Source organism: Streptomyces sp. GL_140 (assembly GCF_057834465.1).
Genome location: NZ_CM174404.1, coordinates 6,632,758 through 6,658,504, shown reverse-complemented (window position 1 = coordinate 6,658,504; position 25,747 = coordinate 6,632,758). Strand labels below are relative to the sequence as shown.

General features: G+C 70.8%; 19 protein-coding genes. 13 read left to right on the top strand and 6 right to left on the bottom strand.

Going from position 1 to position 25,747, the window contains the following annotated elements; genetic code table 11:
* The first annotated feature begins 55 nt into the window (after positions 1-55).
* The gene (locus AC3IYJ_RS31155; protein WP_489397847.1) at positions 56-1,444 is read left to right on the top strand and encodes an FAD-dependent oxidoreductase; all 1,389 of its coding nucleotides are present in this window, start codon (positions 56-58) and stop codon (positions 1,442-1,444) included.
* A gap of 252 nt (positions 1,445-1,696) precedes the next feature.
* Here AC3IYJ_RS31155 and hemE read toward each other — a convergent pair whose 3' ends face one another.
* The gene (gene hemE / locus AC3IYJ_RS31150) at positions 1,697-2,761 is read right to left on the bottom strand and encodes a uroporphyrinogen decarboxylase (protein WP_489397846.1); all 1,065 of its coding nucleotides are present in this window, start codon (positions 2,759-2,761) and stop codon (positions 1,697-1,699) included.
* A gap of 91 nt (positions 2,762-2,852) precedes the next feature.
* On the opposite strand from hemE, the gene AC3IYJ_RS31145 reads away from it, so the two are divergent.
* The 3 genes from AC3IYJ_RS31145 (at position 2,853) to AC3IYJ_RS31135 (ending at position 5,917) form a co-directional block, all read left to right on the top strand.
* Positions 2,853-3,515 carry a DUF3000 domain-containing protein gene (locus AC3IYJ_RS31145; protein ID WP_489397845.1) on the top strand — a complete coding sequence of 221 codons (663 nt, stop codon included), beginning with the start codon at positions 2,853-2,855 and terminating at the stop codon, positions 3,513-3,515.
* A 326-nt stretch (positions 3,516-3,841) separates the two neighbouring features.
* Positions 3,842-4,504 carry a response regulator transcription factor gene (locus AC3IYJ_RS31140; RefSeq protein ID WP_214956508.1) on the top strand — a complete coding sequence of 221 codons (663 nt, stop codon included), beginning with the start codon at positions 3,842-3,844 and terminating at the stop codon, positions 4,502-4,504.
* 132 nt (positions 4,505-4,636) lie between these two features.
* On the top strand, positions 4,637-5,917 hold the full coding sequence (locus AC3IYJ_RS31135) for an HRDC domain-containing protein (RefSeq protein ID WP_489397844.1): 1,281 nt from the start codon (positions 4,637-4,639) through the stop codon (positions 5,915-5,917).
* Between the two features lie 87 nt (positions 5,918-6,004).
* On the opposite strand, the gene AC3IYJ_RS31130 is transcribed toward AC3IYJ_RS31135, so the two are convergent.
* Positions 6,005-7,171: an alpha/beta fold hydrolase gene (locus tag AC3IYJ_RS31130; protein ID WP_489397843.1), complete on the bottom strand. Its 1,167-nt coding sequence runs from the start codon at positions 7,169-7,171 to the stop codon at positions 6,005-6,007.
* Between the two features lie 329 nt (positions 7,172-7,500).
* Here AC3IYJ_RS31130 and AC3IYJ_RS31125 point away from each other — a divergent pair, with 329 nt between their 5' ends.
* The 8 genes from AC3IYJ_RS31125 to AC3IYJ_RS31090 all read left to right on the top strand — a co-directional run bounded on the left by AC3IYJ_RS31125 (position 7,501) and on the right by AC3IYJ_RS31090 (position 19,031).
* The gene (locus AC3IYJ_RS31125; RefSeq protein WP_489397842.1) at positions 7,501-8,724 is read left to right on the top strand and encodes a thiolase family protein; all 1,224 of its coding nucleotides are present in this window, start codon (positions 7,501-7,503) and stop codon (positions 8,722-8,724) included.
* Positions 8,721-10,859 (top strand): 3-hydroxyacyl-CoA dehydrogenase NAD-binding domain-containing protein, encoded by a 2,139-nt coding sequence (locus AC3IYJ_RS31120; protein WP_489397841.1) that lies wholly within the window; start codon positions 8,721-8,723, stop codon positions 10,857-10,859. The genes AC3IYJ_RS31125 and AC3IYJ_RS31120 overlap by 4 nt, the downstream gene beginning before the upstream one ends.
* Before the next feature lie 152 nt (positions 10,860-11,011).
* Positions 11,012-12,079, top strand: a complete 1,068-nt coding sequence (locus AC3IYJ_RS31115; RefSeq protein ID WP_489397840.1) for a phage baseplate protein — start codon at positions 11,012-11,014, stop codon at positions 12,077-12,079.
* Between the two features lie 133 nt (positions 12,080-12,212).
* Complete coding sequence (locus AC3IYJ_RS31110) at positions 12,213-14,207, top strand: hypothetical protein (protein ID WP_489397839.1); 1,995 nt, start codon at positions 12,213-12,215, stop codon at positions 14,205-14,207.
* A gap of 75 nt (positions 14,208-14,282) precedes the next feature.
* Entirely contained in the window at positions 14,283-15,788 is a 1,506-nt protein-coding gene (locus AC3IYJ_RS31105) for an SDR family NAD(P)-dependent oxidoreductase (RefSeq protein WP_489397838.1), read from the top strand.
* A gap of 2 nt (positions 15,789-15,790) precedes the next feature.
* Positions 15,791-16,612: a rhamnogalacturonan acetylesterase gene (locus AC3IYJ_RS31100; RefSeq protein ID WP_489397837.1), complete on the top strand. Its 822-nt coding sequence runs from the start codon at positions 15,791-15,793 to the stop codon at positions 16,610-16,612.
* Positions 16,609-17,412 (top strand): Ig-like domain-containing protein, encoded by an 804-nt coding sequence (locus tag AC3IYJ_RS31095; RefSeq protein WP_489397836.1) that lies wholly within the window; start codon positions 16,609-16,611, stop codon positions 17,410-17,412. Before AC3IYJ_RS31100 ends, AC3IYJ_RS31095 begins: the two co-directional genes overlap by 4 nt.
* Before the next feature lie 17 nt (positions 17,413-17,429).
* Entirely contained in the window at positions 17,430-19,031 is a 1,602-nt protein-coding gene (locus tag AC3IYJ_RS31090; protein ID WP_489397835.1) for a glycosyltransferase family 2 protein, read from the top strand.
* A gap of 20 nt (positions 19,032-19,051) precedes the next feature.
* Here AC3IYJ_RS31090 and AC3IYJ_RS31085 read toward each other — a convergent pair whose 3' ends face one another.
* Positions 19,052-20,089 (bottom strand): PLL family lectin, encoded by a 1,038-nt coding sequence (locus AC3IYJ_RS31085; RefSeq protein ID WP_489397834.1) that lies wholly within the window; start codon positions 20,087-20,089, stop codon positions 19,052-19,054.
* Positions 20,090-20,329: 240 nt separating this feature from the next.
* Between AC3IYJ_RS31085 and AC3IYJ_RS31080 the strand changes: the two genes are divergently transcribed.
* On the top strand, positions 20,330-21,397 hold the full coding sequence (locus AC3IYJ_RS31080) for an LCP family protein (RefSeq protein ID WP_489397833.1): 1,068 nt from the start codon (positions 20,330-20,332) through the stop codon (positions 21,395-21,397).
* A 9-nt stretch (positions 21,398-21,406) separates the two neighbouring features.
* Here AC3IYJ_RS31080 and AC3IYJ_RS31075 read toward each other — a convergent pair whose 3' ends face one another.
* The 3 genes from AC3IYJ_RS31075 to dxs form a co-directional block, all read right to left on the bottom strand.
* On the bottom strand, positions 21,407-21,925 hold the full coding sequence (locus tag AC3IYJ_RS31075) for a GNAT family N-acetyltransferase (protein ID WP_489397832.1): 519 nt from the start codon (positions 21,923-21,925) through the stop codon (positions 21,407-21,409).
* 20 nt (positions 21,926-21,945) lie between these two features.
* Complete coding sequence (locus AC3IYJ_RS31070) at positions 21,946-23,460, bottom strand: amino acid permease (protein ID WP_489397831.1); 1,515 nt, start codon at positions 23,458-23,460, stop codon at positions 21,946-21,948.
* Positions 23,461-23,581: 121 nt separating this feature from the next.
* Positions 23,582-25,498, bottom strand: a complete 1,917-nt coding sequence (gene dxs / locus AC3IYJ_RS31065; RefSeq protein ID WP_489397830.1) for a 1-deoxy-D-xylulose-5-phosphate synthase — start codon at positions 25,496-25,498, stop codon at positions 23,582-23,584.
* Between the last annotated feature and the right edge of the window lie 249 nt (positions 25,499-25,747).

The following is a 25,747-nucleotide window of genomic DNA, read 5'->3' as shown; positions in this document are numbered from 1 at the left end:
GGTTCCCGCGAACCACAGCGGCGGGCGGCGGGCGGCAGGGAAGGCGGTACGGGCGATGGCGAAGGGCACGGAGCGACTGGTGGTGGTCGGGGGTGACGCGGCGGGCATGTCCGCCGCGTCACAGGCCCGCCGGCTCAAGGGCCCCGCGGAGCTGGAGATCATCGCGTTCGAGCGGGGGCACTTCACCTCGTACTCCGCGTGCGGGATCCCGTACTGGATCGGCGGGCAGGTGGGCGGGCGGGACGAGCTGATCGCCCGGACCCCGCAGGAGCACCGCGACCGGGACATCGACCTGCGCACCCGCACGGAGGTGGTGGAGCTCGACCTCCCGGGTCGGCGGGTGCGCGCCCGCGAGCTGGATTCGGGCGCCGAGTACTGGACGGAGTACGACAAGCTCGTCCTGGCGACGGGCGCCCGGCCGGTCCGGCCCCGGCTGCCCGGCATCGACGCGGCGGGGGTGCACGGCGTGCAGACCCTGGACGACGGGCAGGGCCTGATGGACACCCTGGAGCGCGTCCGGGGCCGCAGGGCGGTGGTGGTCGGGGCGGGCTACATCGGCGTGGAGATGGCGGAGGCGCTGGTGGGGCAGGGCTTCGAGGTCACCGTGCTGCACCGGGGCGAGCAGCCGATGTCCACGCTGGACCCGGACATGGGCGGCCTGGTGCACAGCGCGATGAACGGCATGGGGATCCGTACGGTCTCCCGCGCCGAGGTGACGAAGATCCTCACGGACCCCGAGGGCCGGGCATGCGCGGTGGCCACGGCGGCCGGTGACGAGTACCCGGCGGACGTGGTGGTCCTGGGCATCGGCGTCGAGCCGCGCACGGAACTGGCCCGCGCGGCGGGCCTGCCGCTGGGCGACTCGGGCGGGCTTCTGACCGACCTCTCGATGCGGGTGCGGGGGCACGAGGACATCTGGTCGGGCGGCGACTGCGTGGAGGTCCTCGACCTGGTGGCGGGCCGTACGCGGCACATTGCGCTGGGCACGCACGCGAACAAGCACGGCCAGGTCATCGGCTCGGGCGTGGGCGGCGGCTACGCGACGTTCCCGGGCGTGGTCGGCACGGCCGTGAGCAAGGTCTGCGACCTGGAGATCGCCCGTACGGGGCTGCGCGAGCGCGACGCGCTGGCGGTCGGACTGCGCTTCGTCACCGCCACCATCCGCTCGACGAACACGGCGGGCTACTACCCGGGGGCCGAGGAGATGACGGTCAAGATGCTGGCGGAGCGGCGAACGGGCCGCCTCCTGGGCGTCCAGATCGTCGGCGGCGCGGGGGCCGCGAAGCGGGTGGACGTCGCGGCGGTGGCCTTGACGGCCGGCATGACGGTGGAACAGGTCGTGTCCCTGGACCTGGGCTACGCGCCCCCGTTCTCCCCTGTCTGGGACCCGGTCCTGGTCGCGGCCCGCAAGGCGGTCTCCGCGGTGCGGGCGGCGGGGGTGTAGGCGGGCCCTGCGGGGCTTGTCCCCTACCCGCCCTTCCACCATCCCCCAGACTCCGTCCGGGGGGACCCCCAGCCGGGCTCTGCCCGGACCCGGTCCTCAAACGCCGGACGGGCTGGAATGTGCCGCTGCGCGGCAGATCCAGCCCCGCCGGGCAAATCCAGCCCCGCCCGGGGGCCCCTCCCAGCGGTAGCTGGGGGAGTTTGAGGCGCGGGGTCTGGGGCGGAGCCCCAGCAGCCGGGCCGCAGGGGGCCGCTAGACCGCCGTCCGCGTGTGGACATAGTCCACCAGGCGGGTCAGGGCGTCCGGGTTCGTCGTCGGGAGGACGCCGTGGCCCAGGTTGAAGATGTGGCCCTCCAGGCCGGCCGCCGCGGCGAGGACCTCGTCGGTCTTGGCCTCCACGGCCTCCGGGGTGGAGAAGAGGACCGCCGGGTCCAGGTTGCCCTGGAGCGCCTTGCCGGGGCCGACCCGGTGCACGGCCTCGTTGAGCGCGACCCGGTAGTCGACGCCCATGACGTCGGCTCCGGCCTCGCCCATCAGGCCGAGGAGCTCGCCGGTGCCCACGCCGAAGTGGATGCGCGGGACCCCGTACGAGGCCACGGACTCCAGGACCTTCGCGGAGGCGGGCATCACCGAGCGGCGGTAGTCCGCCGGGGCGAGCGCGCCGACCCAGGAGTCGAAGAGCTGGACGGCCGAGGCGCCGGCCTCGATCTGGACCTTCAGGAAGGCGGAGGTGATCTCCGCGAGGCGGTCCAGCAGGTCGGCCCACAGCTCGGGGTCCCCGTACATGAGGGCCTTGGTGTGCTCGTGGTTCTTGGACGGACCGCCCTCGACCAGGTAGCTCGCGAGGGTGAAAGGCGCACCGGCGAAGCCGATCAACGGCGTGGAGCCCAGTTCACTCGTGAGCATGCCGATCGCCTCGGTGACGTACGAGACGTCCTCCGGGGTGAGGTCGCGCAGCTGTGCGAGGTCCTCGCGGCGGCGGATCGGCTGGGCGACGACCGGGCCGACGCCCGGCTTGATGTCCAGGTCGACGCCGATGGCCTTGAGCGGGACCACGATGTCGGAGAAGAAGATCGCCGCGTCCACGTTGTGGCGGCGCACCGGCTGGAGCGTGATCTCGGTGACCAGGTCGGGCCGCATGCAGGATTCCAGCATCTGCGTGCCCTCGCGGACCTTGCGGTACTCGGGGAGCGAGCGGCCCGCCTGCCGCATGAACCACACCGGGGTGTGCGGCACCGGCTCGCGCCGGCACGCCTTGAGGAAGGCGGAATCGTAGGTCTGGCTCGGCGTGCCCGTGGGGCGGAGGTTGGCGCTCACGACTCAAATCTTCGCACGTATGAAGAAGTGCCCGGCCCGGCGCGGGTGTCCCTGCGCCGTACGGGCGCTCGTTCCGCCTAGTCTTCCCCGCATGGCTGCGGCTCAGGGACGATTTTCAGATGGCGCTGACGGTACGGACAGCGCGAAGGAGAGCTCCGTCCCGCTCCCGTTCCGGCGGGCGGTCGACGGCTTGAAGAAAGCGAGGCTACGGGCGGGGATCGAGATCGACCCCACCAAGCCGCCACAGAGACTGGCACCGCACGCCTACGCGCTGGAGGCGGCGGTAGTGGACGGGGAGGAGGATCTGGCCGACGGCCGGCTCATCCTCCTGCACGACCCCGCCGGCCACGACGCCTGGCAGGGGACCTTCCGGCTGGTGACGCTCGTACGGGCGGAACTGGAGCCGGAGATGGCCGTGGACCCGCTCCTCCCTGAGGTGTGCTGGTCCTGGCTGACGGGGGCGATGGACGCGCGCGGGCTGACGTACGGGGAGGCGAGCGGGACCGTGACCATGGCCGCTTCGCACTACTTCGGCGGGCTCGGCGAGCGGCGTCCGGCGACCCAGATCGAAATCAGGGCGTCCTGGACGCCGCGCGAGGGCGTGGGCGGGGTGCCCGACACCTCGGCGCACCTGGCCGCGTGGTGCGAACTGCTGTGCCAGATCGCGGGTCTGCCGCCGGTCGGGCCGACGGAAGCGGTGACCGGTGTCGTCTCCCTGCCACAGCGACGCGGCCCTCACCACCCGCAGGGGTAGTACCGCAGGACCCGACGGAGCCCGTACAGCTGTGCGCACACGGCCGTACGGGCCCCCGGCATCCCGTACCGCACCCCAGTCGGGCACCCCCGCAGATGCGACCAAATCGGCACCGGAGTGTCGGAACGGGGCATCCATTGCGGGCTTCTGATCACCCTATGATCGATCACGCGTCCGAATTGCCCGAATTGTTACTCACCAAATCGTGATCATTCCCTAAAGCCGGGCGGGTGACGTGCCGAAGGAGTCAGTGACCATCCGCACGGTTCGCACCGGCTCCTCTTCCCCGAGCCGGACGTCCCGCCACTCCCCCCCAGGAGGCCTAGGTGTCCGTTCTTCTCGAGCAGCCCGCAAGCCTGGTCGCCTACCGCCCGAACAAGCCGACGGCCATGGTCGTCGTGGCCGACCCGCGCGTGCGTTCCACCGTGACCCGCCATTTGTGGGCCCTCGGAGTACGCGACGTGATCGAGGCGTCGTCCATCGCGGAGGCCCGTCCACGCATCGGCAGCCCGCGCGACATCTGCGTGGCCGACGTACACCTGCCCGACGGTTCCGGTCTCACCCTGCTCTCCGAGACCCGTGCCGCCGGGTGGCCCAACGGCCTGGCCCTGTCCGCCGCCGACGACATCGGCGCCGTACGCAACGCCCTCGCGGGCGGAGTGAAGGGCTACGTCGTCACCGGCACCCGGACCAACATCGGGCTCCCTTCCCGGCCCGGAGCCGCCCCCATCGGCGCCGCCGCCGCCCGTATGCACCGCCGCCCCCCGGGTGCCCCGAGCCACCCGGGCGGCTACCGAGAGCTCTCCGGCCGCGAGGTCGAGGTCCTGCGCCTCGTCGCGGAGGGCCAGTCCAACAAGGCCATCGGAGTTTCGATGGGCCTGTCCGCCCTGACCGTCAAGTCCCACCTCGCCCGGATCGCCCGCAAGCTGGGCACCGGCGACCGGGCCGGGATGGTCGCCGTCGCCCTGCGCACCGGGATCATCCACTGACCCCGCCGATACCCCCGGAGGACACCGGGCCAACACCTGGAGAACCCGGGGAAACGCCCACACTTCCCCCTCGCGCCCGTCGCCGGAACGTTCCGGCGACGGGCGCGCCGTATCCACGGATACCCTTGACCGGTGACCGACGCCCAAGAAACCGCAGCAGACCTGCGCACCACCACCGGGGGCGGCCCCCCGGACGACGAGGTTTCGTCCGATGGGCTGCCCGTTCCCCTGCTAGAACCGCGTGAGGGCATCCCCCCGGTGGTCGCCGACGCCGAGGCGCTCGCCGAGGTGGTCGCGGCCTTCGCCGCGGGCACCGGCCCCGTCGCGGTCGACGCCGAGCGCGCCTCCGGCTACCGCTACGGCCAGCGCGCCTACCTCGTACAGCTCCGCCGCGAAGGCGCGGGCTCCGCGCTGATCGACCCGGTGGGCTGCCCCGACCTCTCCGCCCTGGGCGAGGCCCTGTCCGGCACCGAGTGGATCCTGCACGCCGCCACCCAGGACCTGCCGTGCCTGCGCGAAATAGGCATGGCGCCCACCTCCATCTTCGACACCGAGCTGGCCGGCCGCCTCGCCGGCTTCCCGCGGGTCGGACTCGGCGCGATGGTCGAGAGCGTGCTCGGCTACACGCTGGAGAAGGGGCACTCCGCCGTCGACTGGTCCACCCGTCCGCTCCCCGAGCCGTGGCTGCGCTACGCCGCGCTCGACGTGGAGCTGTTGGTGGACCTGCGCGACGCGCTGGAGAAGGAGCTGGACCGGCAGGGCAAGCTGGAATGGGCCCGCCAGGAGTTCGACGCCATCGCCGCGGCCCCGCCCGCACCTCCCCGCAAGGACCCGTGGCGCCGTACGTCCGGCATGCACAAGGTCCGCCGGCGTCGGCAGATGGCCGTCGTGCGGGAGCTGTGGGAGTCCCGCGACCGGATCGCGCAGCGACGCGACGTCTCACCGGGCAAGGTGCTCGGTGATGCGGCGATCGTCGAGGCGGCCCTCGCGATGCCGCTGAACGTGCAGGCCCTCTCCGCTCTGCCCGGCTACGGGCAGCGCATGGGCCGGCGCCAGCTGGACCAGTGGATGGCCGCCGTGGACCGGGCGAAGGCCCTGCCCGAGAACGAGCTGCCGCAGCCCGGCGCGACCCCGGCCGGTCCTCCGCCGCCGCGCTCCTGGGCGGACAAGGATCCGGCGGCCGCGGCCCGGCTGGCGGCCGCGCGCACGGCCGTGTCGGCCCTCGCGGAGGGTCTGAACCTGCCGCAGGAGAACCTGATCACCCCCGACACGGTCCGCCGGCTGTGCTGGGAACCGCCGCTGCGGCTGGAGGCCGACGCGGTGGCCGAGGCCCTGGCGGGCTACGGGGCCCGCCCGTGGCAGGTCGAACTGGTGACGGACACCCTGGTCACGGCCCTGGCCGAGACCGACTAGCCCGGGCCCGTACGGAGTCCCGCCGTAGGAAGATTCCGGGAGAGCCCCCGCCGACCACGGCGGGGGCTCTGCGCGTACCGCGGCGTCCTACGGCACCGGCAGGGGCGTGATGTCGTCGTTGTCGTCCACGTGGAAGCTGCCCTGGTCCCTCCCGAACACCTTGGTGTGCTTGAGCCACTGCTTCGACATCGTCTGCAGGATGGTGCGCCGGCCCTCCCACGGCATCTGGTGGCTGGCGCAGGACACCTTGAACATCAGCTTGTTCGGGCCCGGGATGGCCTTGTAGAGCTCGGTGACCGACAGGCCCAGGGTGGTCACGGTCTTGTCGAGGTCTCCGTACACGATGAGCACCGGGACCGGGCCGCCGAGCGTGCCGTGGAGCGGCACGGTCTTCTTGTTCCAGCCCCACCAGAAGGTCTGGCGCTGGCGGCTCAGTCCCTCCGTCCCGCCGCCGGCCAGCGGCTTACCCCATTGGCTGCCCTTGTCGTCGCTCGCGATGATCGCTTCCCAGACCGTGTCCACGATGCCCGGCGCCTGCTGGGCCGGGCAGTTGGGACTGAGCTCGTTCCCCCAGGCCGTCTTGAGCCCAGCCTTGTTGCCGAGGGCCATCGGGTACGGCGGGGTGTCCAGCGGCAGCGGGGACGGCGCGCCGAACTCGGTCCCGGGGGCGCTGTCCGGGCCGTTGGGCTTGAACACGGGGGCCTGGAACATCAGGCTCCTGACGTTCTCCTTGTGCTGGATCGCGTACGGGCCCAGCGCGTACGCGGCGGCGGAGTTGCCGATCAGGTCCAGCTTTTCCACACCGTGGTGGTTCTTGATGTACTCCACCACCCGGTGGAGCTCGTCCCAGTCGCTCTGCGAGTTGCCCAGCTGGTGGGGGTAGGAGGGGGCGCAGTCCGAGGTCAGCGGCAGGTTGGGGGGCAGGACGCGGTCGTGCTGGGCCGGGTTGGCGTTGCACGGGGTCTCCATCTCCGGGCGGGGCGAGCGGCCCATCCCCTGGAGATCCATCATGAACACGTCGTACCCGGCGTGTGCCAGGACCCTGGACCAGCTGTAGTCACCGAGGCCGATATCGTACACGGCCAGGACCGGCACGGTCCTGCCGTGCAGCATCAGGACGACGCGGCGTTCGTCGGCCGGGGTGCCCGGCGGAGTCCCGTCGTGCTCACGGACGGGGAGCGTCACGGGCTTGTTGTGGTTGGCGGGGACGGTCGACGTGTGCGGGACGGCGTGTTCGGTGGTCTTGATGGGCATGCGGGACTCCGTTCCGTCGGCGGCTGCCCGGAGGCGGGCGCCCCGGGCGCAGCCAAGGATCGGGGCCTCCGGGACGTCCGGCCCAGAGCCGGGCCGGGCGGAGGGCCGAGGACGACCCCTTCGGGGTGTCCCGGCGCTCCGATCGGCCGGGCGCACGGCGGGGCGCGAGGGGGCTCACGCGGTGCCGGGCCGGTGTGACCTTCGCCGCTCCTCCCGGAGGGGGTGTGCATGCCGGTTACCGGCAAGTAGCATGGGCCGGGTGAGCGGGCGCTCAGGAATGGGCACGCCCCCGCACAGCAGTGCACACCCGCACCTGGAGGAGAGCCAACGTGCCTCGTACCGTCAGGGACGTCGTCTTCGTCGACGGCGTCCGCACCCCGTTCGGCAAGGCGGGCCCGAAGGGCATCTACAACGAGACCCGCGCCGACGATCTCGTAGTGAAGGCCATCCGGGAGCTGCTGCGCCGCAACCCGGACCTGGACCCCGCGAAGATCGACGAGGTCGCCATCGCCGCCACCACGCAGATCGGTGACCAGGGGCTGACCCTCGGCCGCACGGCCGGGATCCTCGCGGGCCTCCCGCAGTCCGTCCCCGGGTACTCCATCGACCGCATGTGCGCCGGTGCGCTCACCGCCGTGACCGCCGTCGCGGGCGGCGTGGCCTTCGGTGCGTACGACGTCGCCCTCGCCGGCGGTGTCGAGCACATGGGCCGCCACCCCATGGGTGAGGGCGTGGACCCCAACCCGCGCTTCGTCTCCGAGAAGCTGGTCGACGAGTCCGCCCTGTTCATGGGCATGACCGCCGAGAACCTGCACGACCGGTACCCGACGATCACCAAGCTGCGCGCCGACGAGTACGCCGTGCGCTCGCAGGAGAAGGCCGCCAAGGCGTACGCCGACGGCAAGATCCAGGCCGACCTGGTCCCGATCTCGGTGCGCAACACCAACCCCGCGGCCGGCGAGACCGGCTGGGGCCTGGTCACCAGCGACGAGCCGATGCGTCCGGGCACCACCCTGGAGAACCTGGCGGGCCTCAAGACCCCGTTCCGGGTCCACGGCAACGTCACCGCGGGCAACGCCGCCGGTCTCAACGACGGTGCCACCGCGGCGATCATCGCCTCCGAGGACTTCGCCCGCGCGAACAACCTCCCGGTCAAGATGCGCCTGGTCGCGTACTCCTTCGCGGGTGTCGAGCCGGAGGTCATGGGCTACGGCCCGATCCCGGCCACCGAGAAGGCCCTCGCGCAGGCCGGTCTGACGATCGAGGACATAGGCCTCTTCGAGGTCAACGAGGCCTTCGCCGTGCAGGTGCTGGCCTTCCTGGAGCACTACGGCATCGCCGATGACGACGCCCGCGTGAACCATTACGGCGGCGCCATCGCCTTCGGCCACCCGCTCGCCTCCTCGGGCGTGCGCCTGATGACCCAGCTGGCCCGCCAGTTCGAGGAGCAGCCCGAGGTCCGCTACGGCCTGACGACCATGTGCGTCGGCTTCGGCATGGGCGCCACGGTCATCTGGGAGAACCCGCACTTCACCGAGGGAGAGTCCAAGTGAGCACCACCACTGAGCTCCTGAAGGGCGCGGCCGAGCTGTTCCCGGACGAGGTCGTCACGCAGGCGCACGTGCGCCACCTGGACCTGCCCTTCGGCGCCGGGCGCTTCGCGCTCGTCACGCTGGACAACGGCCTGGACCACACCAAGCCGACCACCTTCGGTCCGCAGTCCCTCGCCAACCTGAACGCGGCGATCGACCAGGTCGAGCAGGAGGCCCTCGCGGGCTCCATCGTCGGCGCGGGCATCACCGGCAAGCCGTTCATCTTCGCGGTCGGCGCCGACCTCAAGGGTGTCGAGCTGCTGAAGAAGCACGACGAGGCGCTCGCCATCGGCAAGGGCGGCCACGACGTCTTCAAGCGCCTCGCGGCGCTGGCCGTCCCCAGCTTCGCGTACTACAACGGCGCGGCGATGGGCGGCGGTGTCGAGGTGGGTCTGCACTGCACCTACCGCACCGTCTCGAAGGCCATCCCCGCCTTCTCCCTGCCCGAGGTCTTCCTCGGCCTGGTTCCCGGCTGGGGCGGCTGCGCCCTGCTGCCGAACCTGATCGGCGCGGACCGCGCGGTCTCGGTGATCATCGAGAACTCGCTGAACCAGAACCGTCAGCTGCGGGGCAAGCAGGTCTTCGAACTCGGCATCGCCGACGCACTGTTCGAGGGTGCCGACTTCCTGGAGCAGTCTCTCCTGTGGACCGCCGGCGTACTGAACGGCACCACCGAGGTCTCCCGTCCCGAGATCGACCGCGGCGAGGGCTGGGACGCGGCGGTCGCCCGCGGCCGCGCCATCGCGGACTCCAAGGTGCACGGCGCGGCCCCGGCCGCCTACCGCGCGCTGGAAATCATCGAGGCCGCCAAGGACGGCGACCTCCAGAAGGGCTTCGACGCCGAGGACGCGGCCCTGGCCGACCTCATCATGGGCGGCGAGCTGCGCTCCGGCATCTACGCCTTCAACCTGGTCCAGAAGCGCGCCAAGCGCCCGGCCGGCGCCCCGGACAAGTCGCTGGCCCGCCCGGTCACCAAGGTCGGCGTCGTCGGCGCGGGCCTGATGGCCTCGCAGCTGGCGCTGCTGTTCCTGCGCCGCCTGGAGGTGCCGGTGGTCCTCACCGACATCGACCAGGAGCGCGTGGACAAGGGCGTGGGCTACGTCCACGCCGAGATCGAGAAGCTGCTCGGCAAGGGCCGCATCAACCAGGACAAGGCCAACCGCCTGACCGCCCTGGTGACGGGTGTCCTGGACAAGGCCGAGGGCTTCGCGGACGCGGACTTCATCATCGAGGCCGTGTTCGAGGAGATGTCGGTCAAGCAGAAGGTGTTCGCGGAGGTCGAGGCGGTCGCCCCGGCGCACGCGATCCTCGCCACCAACACCTCCTCGCTGTCGGTGTCGGAGATGGCCTCCAAGCTCCAGCACCCGGAGCGCGTGGTCGGCTTCCACTTCTTCAACCCGGTCGCGATCCTCCCGCTGCTGGAGATCGTGCGCGGCGAGCAGACCGACGACGCCTCGCTGGCCACGGCCTTCGGTGTCGCGCGCAAGCTGAAGAAGACCGCGGTCCTCACCAAGGACGCCCCGGCGTTCGTCGTGAACCGCATCCTGACCCGCTTCATGGGCGAGATCCAGAACGTCATCGACGAGGGCACCCCGGTGGTCACCGCCGAGAAGGCCATCGAGCCGCTCGGCCTGCCGATGTCCCCGCTGGTGCTGCTGGAGCTCGTGGGCCCGGCGATCGGTCTGCACGTCTCCGAGACCCTGAACCGCGCCTTCCCGGAGCGCTTCACCGTCTCGCCGAACCTCGCTGCCGTCGTCAAGGCCGGCAAGCGCGGCTTCTACGTCTACAAGGCCGAGAACGGCTTCAAGCCGGAGCTCGACCCCGAGGTCTCCGCCCTCCTCGTCCAGGGCGATGTCGTCCTGACCGAGGAGCAGGTCCGCGACCGTGTCCTGGACGCGGTGGCGCAGGAGATCGGCCTGATGCTGGAGGAGGGTGTCGTGGCCGAGGCCCAGGACATCGACCTCTGCCTCATCACGGGCGCCGGCTGGCCCTTCCACCTGGGCGGCGTCACGCCGTACCTGGACCGCGAGGGTGTCTCGGAGCGCGTGAACGGCAAGAAGTTCCTGGCCCCGGGCCTGGCCAGCGTTCCGGTCTGAGGTCTTTGCGCGCGGTGACGCCGACGCGCTCCGGACGCCCGTCCCCCTTCACCGGGGGGCGGGCGTCCGTCGTTGCGGGGGTCCACCGCGGCCGCGGACGCCAGGGGGATCCCGGGGCCGGGCCGGCTCCGAAGGGCTGGCAGAATACCGGCATGGCGGACACCAAAGCACCTTTCAGCCGCCGGACTCTCCTGTTCGCGGGTGGTACGGCGGCCGCCGGAACGGCCCTGGGCAGCCTGGGGTGGAAACTCCGTGACGAGATCGCTCCCCCCAAAGACGAATCCACGCCCGTCGTCGGAATGTTCGATATGCGGACGGCCGCCGAACTGCTGGCGCCTTCACCGCTTTTCAACACCACCGGGCCGCAGTCGTTCGCGTTCGACAACACAAAGGGATTGGTCTACACCCTTCAGGGCATTCAGGCCGGCTTGCAGCTGGACGGCGAGAAGGAGCCCGTCAGTTCCGCCGACCGCAAGACGGCCGGCGATATGTGCCTGACCCGGATGAGCAGTTCCGGGGAGCGGCTCGGCCACATGTACCTGCGCGGCTTCGGACACGGCATTTCCTTCGGCGTCGAGCCCGTGGGCAAGGCCACGCTCATCTGGCTGGAGAGCAGGCCCGACCCCGAGAGCGGCTACGGCCGCTCGGTGGCCCGCGTCCTCTTCAGGGACGGGGCCCTGCTCGACGGCAGCGACCCGACCGTGGCCCACTACGACCCGGTCCCGGGATCCTCCGACGTCTCCCCCGCGCTCGACCTGGCGGGCGGCCGGGTCCTGGTGAGCCACCAGGAAGGGGAGGAGCACCGGTTCTCGGTGTACGGGATGACCGACTTCCTGGCCGGCCGCTTCGAGGCCGCGCACACGCTCAAGGCCGGCGTCCAGGTGGGGGAAGAGGAGTGGTTCCAGGGCTGCGCCCTGCACGGCGACTTCGTCTACGTACTGACCGGTGAGCCGTATACCGGCAAGAATGGCGATAACCCGGCTAAATCGGACGGGAATACCTATGTCTCCGCAATTGACGTCCGCACGGGCGAGGCCCAAGGACGCCGTCTCGTAACGGTGGCGCGACATCTTCCCTACCGGGAGCCGGAGGGAATCGCGGTCAGCACGGCGGGCCCGAGCCCGGCTTTGTGCGTGGGGTTTTCCGTAAAGGCCAAGGACGCCAGAGAGCTGACGCTGTACCACTTCAGGCCGACGGACCAGAGCCCTCAGGGCCAATGACGCGAACCTTAAGGCGCGGCCCCGAAATCCTTGGGCTGTGGTTCACCTGGCGTTCTTAAGCCGTCCATATGGCTGCTTATACTACTGCGACTCCGGCAGAATCCTTATACCTCCATGGGAGAGGCTCCCAACGATGGGCTCCAACAGACTGCACGCCGCCAAGGGCGTACTGATCACCTCTGGGCTCATCCTCAGCTTCCTCGGCATGATGGTGGCCGTCGCGCTGACGTCCGTCACGCTGTTCGCCTACTGCGCCGCCATCAGCTACCTCGCCGACCTGCTGCTCCACAACACCGACTCGACGACCCTGGTCCGGCTGCGCGACTCGCGCTTCGGCCTGACCATGCGCTTCCTCATCCGGCAGTTCCTGCTGCTGGGTCTGTGCGGGGCCGTCGCCGACATCGAGTCGTTCGTGGCGCAGATGACGACCATCGGCCTGCTCCTCCTCTTCGTGCTGCAACTCGCGTACGGCGCGCTCCTCAAGCACGTGCGCAAGCAGCGCAACGATCTGCCGTTCACCACCCGCGGACTGGATCTGGAGGCACTCGGCATCCGCCGCATGCCGCACCCGTTCCTGGTGGACAAGCACGTGCGCAAGACCCTGCACCTGGACATCCCGCTGGTGGGCGGTGCCCTCGCCACCATCGAGACGGACAACTGGCGCTTCGTCACCTACGGCATGATCGCCACCGTCTTCCTCGCCTACCTCTCCCTGCTGGTGCTGGTGCCCGACGCGCGCAACGCGCTCAAGCTGCCCACCCACGACGAGGCCCTCGACGAGCTCAACCTGCAGCTGGCCCACTACCGTCCCCAGGTCGCGCTCTACTTCACCTTCGCCGCCATCTCCAAAGACTTCATGTACCAGGTCAACATGTGGCTGGAGTCCCTGGAGTCGCTGGAGCTGCGGCCCATCATCGTGCTGCGCGAGCGGGCCACCCTGCGCTACCTCGACGCGACGTCCGTGCCGGTGATCTGCGTCCCGAAGGCGGACAACCTCGCGCGCATCGAGATGAACGAACTGCGGGTGGCCCTGTACCCGGGCAACGCGGGCAAGAACGTGCACATGCTCCAGCGCGCCGAGGTCAAGCACGTCTTCATCGGACACGGTGACAGCGACAAGCTCGCCAGCAGCAACCGCGTCAGCAAGGTCTTCGACGAGATATGGGTGGCCGGCCGCGCCGGCCGCGACCGCTACGAGCGCATCAAGCACGCGGTCACGCACAACCAGATCGTCGAGGTCGGCCGCCCCCAGCTGATGTCCCTGCAGCGCTGGACCGGCAAGGCCGCGAACCCCGTGCCCACCGTCATCTACGCCCCCACCTGGGAGGGCTGGACCGACGACTCCTGCTACACCTCGGTCATCCCCGCCGGCGAGAAGCTGATCCAGGCCCTGCTCGACCACGAGCTCGACATCCGGATCATCTACAAGCCGCACCCGCTCACCGGCTCGCGATCCGCCGAGGCCGCCGCCGCGCACCGGCGCGTCATCGCCCTCCTCGAAGAGGACAACGCCCGGCGCTTCGGCCGCAAGGTCACCGACTCCAAGGCCGCCGCCAAGAAGCTGGCCCGGATCGACCGGCGCATCGCGGACCTCTCCGAGCGCGGCGTCCGCTCCAAGTACCCCGACCTCACCGAGGAGGAGCGGACCGCCCGCATCCGGCGGAGCCGCAACCAGGCCGGAGCGCTGTACTGGAGCGCGATGCCCGAAGCCGCGCACCACGTGGTGACCGAGCGGATCCCGGCCCTGTACGACTGCTTCAACCATTCCGACCTGCTCATCGGGGACATGTCGAGCGTCGTGTCCGACTTCATCGCCACCCTGAAGCCGTACGCGATCTTCAACCTCGACGGTCTGCCCGACCAGGAGTTCCGCAACGAGCAGCGCACCGCGTACGCCTCGTACCTCCTGGGCGCCGACTGCGACGGCCTGACCCAGGCCATCGACGCGATGCTGAAGCCGGCCGAGGACTTCATGGCCCCCTACCGGGAGCAGCTCAAGGAGTACCTCCTGGGCGAGGAGTACCCGCCCTCGATGGTCCGCTTCGACGCCGCCGCGAGCAACCTCTACCGGCGCGGGATCCTCGACTTCCCCATCGAGGAACCGGAAGAAGCGCACCACCTGGCTTGACCGGCGGATCCGCACTCCGCCCAACCGTCTCAACTGCCACTGCCATGGCCCGTTCAGCTCAGGAAGAAGGCGACCGTGTCGTCCAGACCCACCCTCCGCCGTACCATCGCCGTCGTTCTCGCCGGGGGCACTGGCCAGCGCATAGGGCTCGAGATACCGAAGCAGTTGCTCAAGATCGCCGGGAAGCCGATCCTGGAGCACACCCTCCACATCTTCGAGACGGCGCCGGACGTGGACGAGGTCATCCTCCTCATGACCCCCGACTACGTGGAGGACGCGCGGCGCATCGTCGAGCGGGCCGGACTGAGCAAGGTCACCCGGGTACTGGCCGGCGGTGCCACCCGCAGCGAGACCACCCGCATCGCCATCGCCGCCGCCTCAGAGGGGCTGGGCGAGGGCGGGGACTGCAACCTCCTCTTCCACGACGCGGTGCGCCCGCTGCTCTCGCAGCGCGTGGTCCGGGAGTGCGTCGAGTCCCTGGAGCGCTACCAGGCCGTCGACGTCGCCATCCCGTCCTCCGACACCGTCATCGTGACCCGGACCCACGGCGACGACGGCGAGTTCATCACCGAGGTGCCCGACCGCTCCCGGCTGCGCCGCGGCCAGACCCCGCAGGGCTTCCGGCTCTCCACCATCCGGGCCGCGTACGACCGGGCCGCCTCGGACCCGTTCTTCCAGGCGACCGACGACTGCTCCGTGGTGGTCAAGTACCTGCCCGACGTCCCGGTCCACCTGGTCACGGGCGACGAGTACAACATGAAGGTCACCCAGCCGGTCGACGTCTTCATCGCCGACAAGCTCTTCCAGCTGGCCTCCCACGCCGCCCCCGCGCAGGCCGGCGAGGCCGCCTACCGCGAGCAGCTGTCCGGCAAGACCATGGTCGTGTTCGGCGGCTCGTACGGCATCGGCGCCGACATCGCGCGCATCGCCGAGGGCTTCGGGGCCCGCGTCTTCGCCCTGGGCCGCTCCACCACCGGCACCCACGTGGAGAACCTCGACCACATCGAGGAAGCGCTGGCCTGGGCCTACGCCGAGACCGGCCGCATCGACTTCGTCGTCAACACCGCCGGCGTGCTGCGCGTCGGACGCCTGGACGAGACCGACAACGAGACGATCCGCGAGGCGCTCGAGGTCAACTACCTCGCCCCCGTGAACATCGCCCGGACCGCGTACAAGTACCTGAGCGAGACCGAGGGCCAGCTGCTGCTGTTCACCTCCAGCAGCTACACCCGCGGCCGTGCCAAGTACAGCCTGTACTCGTCGACGAAGGCCGCCATGGTCAACCTGACCCAGGCCCTCGCCGACGAATGGGCCGAGGACCGCATCCGCGTCAACTGCGTGAACCCGGAGCGCACGGCCACCCCGATGCGGACCAAGGCCTTCGGCCAGGAGCCCACCAACTCCCTGCTGTCCTCCGAGGCGGTGGCCCTGACCTCCCTGGACGTCCTGCTGTCGGAGATGACCGGTCACGTCATCGACGTGCGCAAGCAGGACCCGACCACCAACGCGGCGCAGCGCTCCGCGTTCGAGGCGGCGCTGGCGTCCGTGCTGATCCAGACCGCGGGGGACGGGGAAGTCTAGGCGTGACGTACGCACCCGTACAACGGCAGGGCCGGCCGCGGAGGATCTTCGTGGCCGGCGACAACCAGGCGCTCACCCGGCCCTACGGCCACCTGCCGATGGCCGGCTGGGCCCAGGCGCTGCCCCTGTTCCTCGGCGACGCGGTCGAGGTCGTCAACTGCGCGCGCGTCCGCGAGAGCTCGAAGAGCTTCCGCGAGCGCGGTCACCTCCAGTGGATCCTGGACGAACTGGAGCCCGGCGACTACCTCCTGTTCGGCTTCGGGCAGATCGACGCGAGGACCGACGCGGATCTGCACACGAAGCCGTTCTCCACCTTCCAGGAGGAGCTGGCCGCCTACGTGCACGGTGCGCGCGAGCGGCAGGCGCACCCCGTGATCCTGCTGCCGCACGAGCGGCGCCGCATCGACGCGCACGGGAACGCCGGCCGCTCGCTGGGCGACTACCCGCTGGCTGCCCGGCTGCTGGCCGAGGACGAGCACGTCCCCTTCATCGACCTGTACGGCCAGAGCCTGCTGTGGTGGGAGGAGCTCGGGCCCGAGGGGTCCAAGGCCGTCTTCACCCATCTGCGGCCGGGCGAACCCCTGTTGGAGAAGGTCCAGGACGCGGACGACCTGCACCTGCGGGCCGAGGGCGCGATCGAGTGCGCCCGCTTCGTCGCCCGATCGCTGGCCGAACAGGGCATCGTCCCGGCCCACTGGGTCCAGGGGCTCGACCGCGGCCGGTTCATCTACGGGGAACTGGGCTGGCTGGACGAGCAGACGTACGCGCACCGCACCGAGTCCCGGGTGTCCGGGACCCCGGCCGTCAAGGAGTCCCGCACGTGAACCTGCTCCGCCGAGCCCGGGCCACCGGCGAGGACCCGGCCCGGGGCTCCGTCTACGCGGCCCTGTACAGCTCGGCCGACCCGCGCTTCGGGGCCTCTCCCGGCGAGACCGTCCAGTTCGCCCTGTCCGTGGCCGCCGACCGGGGCGTCTTGCGGGGCTGCGCGTACCTGCTGGAGGAGCGGCTGACCGCGGCGGGCGAGATCGTCGGCACCCAGGGGCTGGAGTACTTCCCCCGGCAGCGCTGGTTCCGGGTCCGGGCCGATGCCGGCGAGACCAGTACGGGCGTCCTGCACCTGCGCCTCAAGGACCCCGCGTCGGCGCACGGCATCCGGTGCCAGGTGTCCGTGGGCATCCCCGACGCCTCGGGCCGCAAGCTCCTGCGCACGGGCCGCCTCGACGCCGAGCCGCTGCCGGTGCGCCGGCCCGTCGCCAGGGGTCTGCGGATCACCACCGCCCCGGGGAGCCCGGGTACCGTCAACGTGCTGTCCGCGGCGCCGCCGGGGAGCAACGCCCTCTCGGTGACCCAGCCGCGGGGCGGGGAGGCGCAGCTGTCGTACGACGGTTCGGTCACCTACACGCCCGCCGCCGGCACGGTCGGCTACGACCGCTTCGAGTACACCGTGGGCACCCCGGCGGGCGGGCGGCTGACCTCTCATGTGAACGTCTTCGTGGGCACCTTGGAGCACACTCCCGGCGCCTTCCCGGAGCACCCCGCGATCAGCGCCCCGCGGCCCTGGCAGTGGCCGGAGCTCATGGGTGAGATGGCGTGGCCCCGCAACGACCGGTCCCAGCAGAACTGAACGAGGATCACCAGATCATGAACACAGACTTCGTGCGCGCCACCGGCGTCAAGGACGTGACGGTCGCGATCCGCGTCCGCGACCGGGCGGCCGAGCTCGAAGCCTGCCTGGTCTCGGTGATCGGGCAGTCGATCGGCACGGACCGGCTGGAGATCATCGCCGTCGACGACGGTTCGACGGACGAGAGCGGCAGTGTCCTGGCCCACGCGGCACACCAGCACCCGGAGTTCGTGCGCATGGGCCAGGTGTCGCGCGGACTGAGCCCGGCGGCCGCCCGGAACTGGGCGCTGAGCCAGGTCCGGGGACGGTACGTGATCTTCCTGGAGGCCACGGACCGGCTGGCTCCGAAGGCGCTGGAGCGGATGGTCGCGGCGGCCGACGCGAACGAGGCCGACGTGGTGCTCGGAAAGCTGGAGAGCTCGGGCCGGCACAAGGTCGCGACCTCGATGTTCCGCAAGAACCAGGCCCACACCGACGTGCACACCTCGCGCGTCTACTGGTCGCTGACTCCGGAGAAGCTGTTCCGCACCACCCTGCTGCAGCGCCGCGGGCTGGTCTTCCCCACCGACATGCCGATCGGTGACGACCAGGTCTTCACCGCCTCCGCCTTCATCGCGGCGGACAACGTCTCGGTGGTCGGCGACGCGACCTGCGTGATCAAGGGCCCCTCGGCGCCGGCCGAGGCGACCCTGCCGGACCGGGTCGCCCTGGTCTCGCGGATGCTGGCGCTGGTGGGCTCGCAGCTGGAGCAGGGGCCGCGCCGGGACCGGCTCCACGCGCGCCACCTGGAGGTGGAGCTCGGCAAGGCGACCGCGTCCGCACTGTTGTCGGACATGGATCCGACGGAGCGCGACCAGACGCTGTGGGCGGCCTCCGAGGTGCTGCGCACCCAGGTGGCACCCGGGGCGCTCGCCCTGCTGCCGCGCACTCTGGCGGTGCGTTTCGCGCTGCTCGCGCAGGGCTGCTTCGTCGAGGCGCAGACCGTGGCCGCCTTCGAAGCGGACAAGGACCGCCCGGCCGTCCGCAAGACCGTGGAGAACGGGCGGGTGTTCACGAGGCTGCCGTTCTTCCGCGACCCGCAAGTGGGACTGCCGGACGAACTGTTCGAGATCACCGGCGAGATGACGGTCAGTCACCAGGTGCAGAAGATGCGCTGGGACGGGCCGGTCCTGCTGCTGGACGGCTTCGGGTTCTTCGAGCAGCTGTCGACGAAGGAGCGCACCACCCGGGTGGTGCTGCGCGAGCGTTCCGGTGCGCGGGAGGAGGCCTTCCCGGTGACGGGCCGCCGCGACGACACCCTCGTCAACGCCAAGGGCAACCCCCGGGCGATGGGCCGCTTCTCTGCCCGGGTCAACCTGGCGCAGACCCCCGGCGGCTGGCCGCTCGCGCCGGGCGTCTGGGACCTCTTCCTCGCCGTCGGCTTCGAGGGGGTGACGCAGGAGGTGCGGCTCGGCCCCCGGCGCTCCGCCGATGTCGATACGACGGCCCGGATGCCGGTACGGATCGCACCCGTGCCCGGCGCCGCGGGACTGGAACTGGTCGCCACTCCCCATTACACGCAGTCCGGTGGCCTGAGCATCGAGATCGCCCAGCGGACACCGCTGCCGGGCCGTTCCTGACCCCCTGGGGGCGGCGGGACTCAGCCCGCGGCGTGCCAGGGGCCGAACGCCAGGCCCTCGCGGGTGGTGTCCTGGCGGGCGACCACCAGGGCGCCGTCCTCGTCGAAGGCTGCCACGACGATCCGGCCGGACGGATCGACGGCCACCTGGGGCGCCTCGGTGCCACGGCCCGGGAGGGAGGTCCACCAGGTGCCGTAGCTCTCGTTCTCCGTTACGTAGGCGGTGAGTTCGACGTCGCCGTCCGCGCCGGTCTGTGCGATCACCGTGCAGTCGTAGCCGCCGAGGACGGCCCGGACCACACCCGGCATGCCCCGGCCCCCGGCGCCGCCGAGGCCCATCAGGCCGCCCTGGACGCCCGGCCCGGCCGCCCGCCAGGCGACGAGCGAGCCGTCGCCCGGGTAGCGCCAGAAGTACGTCACCCTGCGCGGGCCCGTCTCGCAGACGGCCGGGGTGCCGGGGACGACGGGCGAGGGGATGCGGTCGGCGAGCTGGAACCGGCCCTGGCCGATGCCCGCCCAGCGGTCCGCGCCGACCGGTCCGAGGGCGAGCAGCTCCAGTTGGCCGCCCTCGGGCATCAGCGGGGTCGCGTGACCCTCGTAGGACTGCGGGGCCATCTGCTTCCAGCCGCCCCACACGCCCGCCTCGTTGCGGCTGCGGCGCAGGATGCCGCCGTGCCGCAGGGAGACGATGACGTGCGTGGAGCCGGAGCGCTGGTTGACCGCGATGCGCGGCGGCCCGGCCAGGCCGTCGCCGGTGGGGCCGCCGGCCACGGCGGGTACGCCGAGCCGGTGCCAGTCGGTGATGCCGCGGCCGGTCTGGAACTGGGTGGCCACGGAGATCTCCGTGGCGCCCGAGCCGTCCGGAGCCTGTGTCGCGGCCACGAAGTGCACGTACCCCTCGCGGCTCCGCGCCATGGCCACGGGACCTGTCCAGCCCGGGACTCCGAAGGCCTCGGGGCCCGTCCAGCCGGTGAAGGGGGCGGGGGCCTCGGTCCAGCGCAGGAGGCCGCGCGGCCCGGACGCGTAGGCCGTCAGGCGGCCGTCGTTCCCCTTGAACAACCAGTTCCCGGACGGGGGCGAGGACCACAGGGGGCCCGGTCCGCGGAGGCCCGAATCCCTGGTCCCGCGAGCGGGATTGGAGGTTCGGCCGCCACCCTTGCCTCGGTTCACGCCGTTTTCCGCCCTTCCGGCAAGTGCTGTCCGCCGTGCGAGCGGGGGGGCAATTCACCCCAAGGATTCAGCCACTAGAAAGTATGTCTTATGATGCACCCCATTCAATAACAGAAGGACGCTGCCCCCATGACCGACCAGCCCCCTGCCCACACCCCCTCTTCCCGGCGTCGGCCGAGGCGTGGCAGGCGCGTTCTGCGGGGCGTGTTGCTGGCACTGGCGGTCCTCGTCCTGGCAGGCGGCGGCGTCGGCTGGTGGGCCTACAGCCACCTCGACGGCAACATCGACAGCGTCGACCTCAACCAGGCGATAGGCACCGACAACCGTCCGGCGAAGGTCGCCCCCAACGCGCAGAACATCCTGGTCCTCGGCTCGGACTCGCGCGCCGGGGCCAACGCCGACCTCGACCACGGCGATGTCAGCGGGGCCCGCTCGGACACCGCGATGCTGGTGCACATACCCGAGGGCCGCAAGAAGGCCACCGCGGTGAGCATTCCCCGGGACACTCTCGTCACCCGGCCCGAGTGCAAGGACGGCGACGGCAAGACGGTCAAGACCGCGAACCGGGTCATGTTCAACTCCGTCTACTCCATCGCCGGCCCGGCCTGCGTGGTCAAGACCGTCGAGCAGATGTCGGGCATACGCGTCGACCACTTCGTCGAGGTGGACTTCGCCGGGTTCAAGGACCTGGTGGACGCGCTCGGCGGAGTGACGGTCACCCTCGACAAGCCGATCAGCGGCGCGAAGGGCGGCCTGAAGCTGGACGCCGGCACGCACCGCCTCAACGGCACGGACTCGCTCAAGTTCGTGCGCACCCGCTACGGCTACGGCGACGGCAGCGACCTCGGACGAATAGGCCTGCAGCAGCAGTTCATGATGGCGATGCTGGCCGAGATAAAGAAGCAGGACGCCTTCGGCAGCCCGTCCCGGCTCTACAAGCTCGCCGACGCCGGCACCAAGTCGCTGACCACCGACTCCGACCTCGGCTCCCTCAAGGGCCTGGCCGACTTCGCCCAGAGCATGAAGGGCGTGGACCCGGACACCATGGAGACGATCATGATGCCGGTCGCCTACGACAAGGTGGACATCAACCGCGTGATCGTCGCGCAGCCGCAGGCCGGCCAGTTGTGGGAGGCCCTGCGCAACGACCAGCCCATCCCGGCCGCGGCGAAGAAGTCCCCCGCGACCGGCGGCTGATCCGTCCCCCTAGACTCCTCCGGCTCCTCCGAGCACCGCGCGCCAGTCCCCGCTCGCGTGCCACTGCCCCGGCGGGTACTCGAACCGGACCTCGCCCAGGAGTACGAAGCCGGCCGCGCGGCAGACCCCGGCGGAGGCAGAGTGGTCGACGGCGGGGAACGCGTGCAGGTGACGGCGGGTTCCGTGGACGCCCGCGTGGGCGATGAGCGCACGGACCGCCCTGGCCGCGAGCCCCCGCCCCTGGAACTCGGGGAGGATCCCCCAGCCGGCCTCGTAGACCTCCTCGTCCTGCCAGGTGCGCTCCCAGAAGCCGACGCTGCCCACGCTCTCGCCGTCGGCGACGACCCGGAACATCCGTCCGGCGGCCGGCTCCCGGGCGCTCAGCGCCAGGTAGCGCCGGTGGCGGTCCTCCAGCTTGGCCTGCGTCTCCGGCCCTCCGAGGTGCTCGGTCATGGCCGGCTCGTTCTTGCGGAGCAGCAGCCAGAAGTCGTCTTCCGACCAGGGCTCCAGTCCTACGGCGATCTCCATGACCCCACCGTAGGAGATGCTCAGCGTCCCTCTCGCGCCGGGTTCGCCGTCATGCCCTCGCCCCGGCCCAGCCGGCTGTGCGACTTCCCGTAGAGGAAGTAGACGAAGAAGCCGATGACCATCCAGATGCCGAAGCGCAGCCAGGTCTCGGCGGGCAGGTTGAGCATCAGCCAGACCGACGCGGCGATCGACAGGACGGGCACGAGCGGTACCCACGGGGTGCGGAAGGCCCGGTGCAGGTCGGGGCGGGTGCGGCGCAGGACCATCACGCCGAGGGCCACCACGACGAAGGCGAAGAGCGTGCCGATGTTCACCAGGGTGGCCAGCTCGTTGATGCTGGTGAATCCGGCGACGATCGCGATGATCACACCGAGCAGGATCGTCGGACGGTAGGGCGTACGGTACTTCGGGTGGGTCCGGGAGAAGAACCGCGGCAGCAGTCCGTCACGGCTCATCGCGAAGAACACGCGGGTCTGGCCCAGCAGCAGGATCATGCACACGGTGGTCAGGCCCACGGCCGCGCCGAAGCTGATGATGCCTCCGTAGACCGGATGACCGGCGGATTTGAAGGCGTCGGCCAGCGGGGCGCTGGTGGAGAGGTCCTTGTAGTTCTGCATGCCGGTCACCACGATCGAGACCGCCACGTAGAGCACGGTGCAGATGACCAGCGAGCCGAGGATGCCGCGCGGCATGTCCTTCTGCGGCAGCTTGGTCTCCTCGGCGGCGGTGGCCACCACGTCGAAGCCGATGAAGGCGAAGAAGACCACGGAGGCGGCGGTGAAGATGCCCATGACGCCGAAGTTGGTGGGCTCGTAGCCGAAGATCAGCTGGACGAGGGGGGCGTTCAGTCCGGAGCCGCCCTCCTGGGGTTTGGCCGGCGGGATGAACGGCGTGTAGTTGGACTTCGTGATGAAGAACAGGCCCGCGATGATCACGATGAGCACCACGGTGACCTTGATCGCGACGACGACCCCGGTGATCCGTGCGGAGAGCTTCACCCCGACGACCAGGATCGCGGTGAGGACCAGGACGAGGACGAAGGCGAGCAGGTCGAAGGTGCCGCCCTGCACGTCGGGCCCCTGGAGGGAGGCGGGCAGGTGGATGCCCACGTTGTCCATGAGCGAGCGGACGTAGCCCGACCAGCCCACGGCGACGACCGCGGTGCCGAGCGCGAACTCCAGCACCAGGTCCCAGCCGATGATCCAGGCGGGCAGCTCGCCGATCGAGGCGTACGAGAAGGTGTACGCGGATCCGGCCACCGGGACGGTCGAGGCGAACTCGGCGTAGCACAGTGCGGCGAGCGCGCAGACGATTCCGGCGGCGACGAACGCCAGGGCGGTGGCGGGTCCGGCGGTCTCCTTGGCGACCTTGCCGGTGAGGACGAAGATTCCGGTGCCGATGATGACGCCGACGCCGAAGACGGTCAGGTCCCAGGCCGAGAGCGACTTCTTGAGCGCGTGTTCCGGCTCTTCGGTGTCGAGGATGGACTGCTCGACCGATTTCGTGCGGAAGGGGCTGTTCAGATTCCTGCTCACCGACGCACCTCCCAGGAGAGACCGCATCGAAACGAGACGGGCCGGAAGGCCCACCCTTCAAGGGTGACCCTTCCGGCCCGGGCCGTGCAACCGCAGATGATCAGCCGCCGGGCGGCCGCCGTCAGTCGACGGTGGCGGCCGACTCGCTCTCGTAGCGCCCGTCCAGCTTGGCCACCAGGCCGGTGACCTGCCGGGCGATGTCGGGGGCGGTCAGACCGATCTCGGCCATGACCTCCTTGCGCGTGGCGTGGTCCAGGAAGCGCTGCGGGATGCCGAAGTCACGCAGCGGTACGTCGACGCCCGCGTCCCGCAGGGCCTGCGAGACCGCGGAGCCCACGCCGCCGGCGCGGCTGTTGTCCTCGACGGTGACGACCACCCGGTGACGGTCGGCCAGCGGGGCCAGGGCCTCGTCGACCGGCTTGACCCAGCGGGGGTCGACCACGGTGGTGGAGATGCCCTGCTTGTCGAGGAGGTCGGCGATCTCCAGGCACATCGGGGCCAGTGCGCCGACCGAGACGAGCAGTACGTCCGGACGGGTGACCTCGGCCCCCGGGACGCGCAGCAGGTCCATGCCGCCGATCTTGCCCACGGCCGGGACGGCCGGGCCGACGACGCCCTTGGAGAAGCGCACCACGGTCGGCGCGTCCTCGACCTCGACGGCCTCGCGGAGCTGGGCGCGCAGCTGCTCGGCGTCGCGCGGGGCGGCGAGGCGCAGGCCGGGGACGACCTGGAGGATGGACATGTCCCACATGCCGTTGTGGGAGGCGCCGTCGGTGCCGGTGACACCGGCCCTGTCCAGGACGAAGGTGACTCCGCACTTGTGCAGGGCCACGTCCATCAGGACCTGGTCGAAGGCGCGGTTGAGGAAGGTCGCGTACACCGCGAAGACCGGGTGGGCGCCGCCGGTGGCCAGGCCCGCCGCCGAGGTCGCGCCGTGCTGTTCGGCGATGCCGACGTCGAAGATCCGGTCCGGGTAGGCGTCCGCGAACTTCTTCAGGCCGACCGGCTGGAGCATGGCCGCGGTGATCGCGACGATGTCCTTGCGGTCCCGGCCGAGCTTGACCATCTCGTCGGCGAAGACGGAGGTCCAGCTGGCGGCGTCGGTGGTGACCGGCAGGCCGGTGTCCGGGTGGATCACGCCGACCGCGTGGAAGCGGTCCGCCTCGTCCTGGACGGCCGGCTCGTAGCCCCGGCCCTTCTGGGTGAGGCAGTGCACGATGACCGGTCCGCTGAAGCGCTTGGCGCGCTGCAGGGCGGATTCCAGGGCTTCGATGTCGTGGCCGTCGATGGGCCCGATGTACTTCAGGCCCAGGTCCTCGAACATGCCCTGCGGGGCGATGAAGTCCTTGAGGCCCTTCTTGGCGCCGTGCAGGGTCTCGTAGAGCGGCTTCCCGACGACCGGGGTGCGCTCCAGGATGTCCTTGCCGCGGGCCAGGAAGCGCTCGTAGCCGTCCGTGGTGCGCAGGGTGGCCAGGTGGTTGGCGAGGCCGCCGATGGTGGGGCCGTACGAGCGCTCGTTGTCGTTGACGACGATCACCAGGGGGCGGTCCTTGGCGGCGGCGATGTTGTTCAGCGCCTCCCAGGCCATACCGCCGGTGAGGGCGCCGTCACCGATGACCGCGGCGACGTGGTGGTCCTCCTTGCCGAGCACCTCGTTGGCCTTGGCGATGCCGTCGGCCCAGCCCAGCACGGTGGAGGCGTGCGAGTTCTCGATCACGTCGTGCTCGGACTCGGCGCGCGAGGGGTAGCCGGAGAGGCCGCCCTTGGTGCGCAGGCCGGCGAAGTCCTGGCGGCCGGTGAGCAGCTTGTGTACGTAGGCCTGGTGGCCGGTGTCGAAGAGGACCTTGTCCTTGGGCGAGTCGAAGACCCGGTGCAGGGCGATCGTCAGCTCGACCACACCGAGGTTGGGGCCGAGGTGCCCGCCGGTCTTGGAGACGGCGTCGACGAGGAAGGACCTGATCTCGGCGGCGAGCTGGTCGAGCTCCTCCTGGCTGAGCCGGTCCAGATCGCGCGGTCCCTTGATGCGGGTCAGCAGCACCCGTGCCTCCTTGCAGTTGCTTGCTGGTCTGTCGAGTCTAATGTTCCGCTCGCGGCGGGCATCATCGGGCGGTCCCGGTCGGGTCACACCTTTGTCATACCTGTACACCCGGCCGTGAAGTCACACCCACCAAACGGGCGCATACCAGTACAGATGTACGTACATACACACGCACAGGTGCCCGGCACCACACGAGGTGGCACCGGGCACTGTGACGGTTCTTACCGCTGGAGCGGTCGGGCGGCGCCC

Excerpts from the sequence above, each read along its gene's own strand:
- AC3IYJ_RS31145 (WP_489397845.1), top strand. The coding sequence starts at position 2,853 with ATGGCTGCGGCTCAGGGACGATTTTCAGATGGCGCTGACGGTACGGAC.
- AC3IYJ_RS31155 (WP_489397847.1), top strand. The coding sequence starts at position 56 with ATGGCGAAGGGCACGGAGCGACTGGTGGTGGTCGGGGGTGACGCGGCG.
- AC3IYJ_RS31080 (WP_489397833.1), top strand. The coding sequence starts at position 20,330 with ATGACCGACCAGCCCCCTGCCCACACCCCCTCTTCCCGGCGTCGGCCG.
- AC3IYJ_RS31090 (WP_489397835.1), top strand. The coding sequence starts at position 17,430 with ATGAACACAGACTTCGTGCGCGCCACCGGCGTCAAGGACGTGACGGTC.
- AC3IYJ_RS31075 (WP_489397832.1), bottom strand. The coding sequence starts at position 21,925 with ATGGAGATCGCCGTAGGACTGGAGCCCTGGTCGGAAGACGACTTCTGG.
- AC3IYJ_RS31115 (WP_489397840.1), top strand. The coding sequence starts at position 11,012 with ATGGCGGACACCAAAGCACCTTTCAGCCGCCGGACTCTCCTGTTCGCG.
- AC3IYJ_RS31110 (WP_489397839.1), top strand. The coding sequence starts at position 12,213 with ATGGGCTCCAACAGACTGCACGCCGCCAAGGGCGTACTGATCACCTCT.
- AC3IYJ_RS31130 (WP_489397843.1), bottom strand. The coding sequence starts at position 7,171 with ATGCCCATCAAGACCACCGAACACGCCGTCCCGCACACGTCGACCGTC.